Annotated in this window: 5 protein-coding genes; all 5 read right to left on the bottom strand. The window is 68.4% G+C overall.

Annotated features, from left to right (window positions below):
- Window positions 1–612: anti-sigma regulatory factor (locus ACYP5B_RS13960; protein WP_459570100.1), on the bottom strand; the 612-nt coding region annotated here is incomplete at its 3' end.
- A gap of 11 nt (window positions 613–623) precedes the next feature.
- Complete coding sequence (locus ACYP5B_RS13955; protein ID WP_400095967.1) at window positions 624–1,094, bottom strand: anti-sigma regulatory factor; 471 nt, start codon at window positions 1,092–1,094, stop codon at window positions 624–626.
- Window positions 1,091–1,444, bottom strand: a complete 354-nt coding sequence (locus ACYP5B_RS13950; RefSeq protein WP_318233437.1) for an STAS domain-containing protein — start codon at window positions 1,442–1,444, stop codon at window positions 1,091–1,093. The genes ACYP5B_RS13955 and ACYP5B_RS13950 overlap by 4 nt, the downstream gene beginning before the upstream one ends.
- Before the next feature lie 23 nt (window positions 1,445–1,467).
- Entirely contained in the window at window positions 1,468–2,349 is an 882-nt protein-coding gene (locus ACYP5B_RS13945) for an STAS domain-containing protein (RefSeq protein WP_400095966.1), read from the bottom strand.
- A gap of 192 nt (window positions 2,350–2,541) precedes the next feature.
- The coding region (locus ACYP5B_RS13940) for a type 1 glutamine amidotransferase domain-containing protein (RefSeq protein ID WP_459570097.1) at window positions 2,542–3,017 on the bottom strand (476 nt) is incomplete at its 5' end.

Raw genomic sequence — 3,017 nt, 5'->3', positions numbered from 1 at the left:
GGCATGGGCGGCGGCAACCCGTTTGGCGGCCTCGGCGGCGCGCGCCGCATCGGGGCCGTGGCCGAGCCCGTCGGCCACCGTGACGCTGGATAGCTCGCGCGCGGAGCTCACGTGCCAGCCGTCGCCGCATTCAGTCTCGCCGGCGATGGGCACGCACACCGATCCCACCGAGATCGCCGGCAAGTCCGGCGCGGCCATCCGGTCGGACGGGGAAAAGGCCATGCGCAAGACGGTGCCTTTGCCGGGCGCGCTATAGATATCGAAGGCGGTGGCGAGCCGGCTCATTGCCCCCAGCCCGTTGCCGGCGGTGCCGGCCGTGGAGAAGCCATCGCGCAAGCTGGCGCCGAGGTTGGCCATGCCCGGGCCGCGGTCGATGGCGATCACCTCCACCTGCGGCGCGGCCGGCCCGGCGACTTCCTCCTGCAAGGTGCGGATCAGCAATTCGCCGTCCCCGCCGTACTTCAGGATGTTGGTCGCTGCCTCGGAGACGGCGATGGCAAGGCGGCCCGTGGCCACCTCGCCAAAGCCGCAGCGGATGGCCAGGTCGGTGACCGTGCGCCGCGCCTGCGCGACATGGCTGGCTTCCTGGATCGAGGCTCGAATCTGCATCATGCTTCCCGTGTTCAGAACACGCCGTAGCGGGCGATGGTCACGGTCGTCCCCCGGCCCGGCGCGCTATCGATCTCGAAAGCGTCGGACAGCCGGCGCGCGCCGCCCAGGCCAAGGCCCATGCCGTCGCCGGTGGTGAATCCGTCCTGCATGGCCGCCTGCACATCGGCAATGCCGGGGCCCTGGTCGATAAACCGCAGCTGCACGCCGCGCCGCGCGCCCGCCGTCACCGGCAGGACTTCCGCGGTGCCGCCGCCGCCGTAGAGCACCGTGTTGCGCGCCAACTCGCTCGCCGCGGTGACCAGCTTGGTCTGGTCCACCAGGGACATGCCCTGTGCCACCGCCGCTTCGCGCACCAGCTTGCGCAGCCGCACCACGTCCTCGCCCGTGCGCAACGGGACGTGTTGCACCGCCGCGTCGGTCTCGCGCAAGGCCTCCTGGAGCCAGGGCCACTGGGCCGCGAAAGCGCCGTCGTGGGGGTTCATGCGTCGGCCTGCAGCAGGGCCATGCCGCGCTCCACGTTCAGCGCGGTGCGTACCCCATCCAGCGTGACGCCGAGCTCGACCAGGGTGATCGCCACCGCGGGCTGCATGCCGACGACCACGGTCTGGGCGTCGAGCACGCGTGCTATGGCGGCGGTATTGCCGATCATCCGGCCGATGAACGAATCCACCAGGTCCAGCGAGGAGATGTCGATCAGCACGCCCTTTGCACGATCCATCACGATGCGCTCGGAAAGGTCCTCCTGCAGCGTCAGGGCCAGCCGGTCGTGCATGTCGACCTGGATCGTCACCAGCAGCAGGCGGCCCATGCGAAGAATTGGAATGCGCTCCATATCCGTTCGTCCGTTGCGCGCGGCTAGCGCTGGGCGGCGCTGGTAATGGCGCCCCCGGTACGCTTGAGCGCGACCTGGAACGCATCCGCCAGGGTCGCCTTGGTGGTGACATCGGCCAGGTCCACGCCGAGGTGGACGATGGTCTGCGCAATCTGCGGGCGAATGCCGCTGATGATGCAGTCCGCGCCCATCAGCCGGGCCGCCGCCACGGTTTTCAGCAAGTGCTGCGCGACCAGCGTGTCCACGGTGGGCACGCCAGTGATGTCGATGATGGCGATCGAGGCGCCGGTATCGACGATCTTTTGCAGCAGGCTCTCCATCACGGTCTGGGTCCGCGCGCTATCCAGTGTGCCGATCAGCGGCAGCGCCAGGATGTCGTCCCAGAGTTGCACCACTGGCGTCGACAGTTCCATCAGCTCGCGTTGCTGCCGCGCGATCACCTCTTCACGGCTGGCCTGGTACAGCGTCGTGGTGTAAAGGCCGAGCCGGTCCAGCAGGGTGTTGGTCGCCCAGGTCTCGTCCGCCAGCCGGACCGGGTCCTGGGCCAGCAGCTTGCGCAAGCGCATGAAAGCCGGCTGCTTGAGCGAGAACACGAACATGGCCGTGTCAGCCGGGGAGAAGCCTTCGCGGGCACGGCGGCGCGAGATATCCACCAGCACGCCGCGTACGCGCTCCCATTCCGGCTTGCTCAGGTCCTCAGCGGCACCAGCGCGCAGCGCCTCGCGCAGGCCATGCAGGAAGCGCTGGGACTGGTCACGCAGATCCGCCTCCGCCAAGCGCTGCCCGCCCGGCAGGGCAAGCTGCTGCGCTACCCATTCATTCAACAACGCCTCAGGCTCGCTTGTAAGAGCTACAAGGAAGTCCGGGCCCTGATCGGTATTTTCTGCATGTAGCGTTTGCGCCACGATTCCCCCCTTGGTATGCCGATTATTGCGTTTGCCTTGGCTGGCCACGGTTTGCCGGTACTCGCATGCAATCGCGCTGGCCTGACTCGCGCCGCACCGCGGCCCGATCACGGGAAACGGCGCAAAAGCCGTGCCCGCGTGTAGGACAAGGACCCAAGGTGGCGCCCGGTGGCGTCCTACCCGGCGCGATGCTCACCGGGTATTGGCCGTGGTGCGCGGCTGGGCTGGCCCGGCGAACAAGGCCACCATTTCCCGGTTGAAGGCCGGAATATCGTCCGGCTTGCGGCTGCTGACCCAGTTGCCGTCCCGCGCCACCTCGCGATCCACCCATTCGCCGCCGGCGTTGCGAATGTCGTCGGCTAGCGACGGCCAGCTGGTCAGCGTACGGCCCTTGACCAGCCCGGCGGAGACCAACAGCCAGGCGCCATGGCAGATCACGGCGATCGGCTTGCCGTCATCCTGGATCCTCTTGACGAAGCGCTGGGCCTCCGGCTTGGTACGCAAGGCGTCTGCATTCATGACACCGCCCGGCAGTACCACGGCGTCGAAATCGTCGGGATGTGCTTCGGACAGCACGGCCTGCACGCCAAAGCGGTCGGCCTTGGCGTGGTGGTGCGCGCCCTGGACTTCGCCGTGCTCCGGCGCAAGGATCACCGTGGTGGCGCCAG

It is taken from the genome of Cupriavidus sp. 8B (assembly GCF_054589115.1).
This window is presented reverse-complemented; position numbering and strand designations above follow the sequence as displayed.

Bases quoted from the DNA above. Each gene is read 5' to 3' on its own strand.
- ACYP5B_RS13955 (WP_400095967.1), bottom strand. From the start codon at position 1,094: ATGAACCCCCACGACGGCGCTTTCGCGGCCCAGTGGCCCTGGCTCCAG.
- ACYP5B_RS13950 (WP_318233437.1), bottom strand. From the start codon at position 1,444: ATGGAGCGCATTCCAATTCTTCGCATGGGCCGCCTGCTGCTGGTGACG.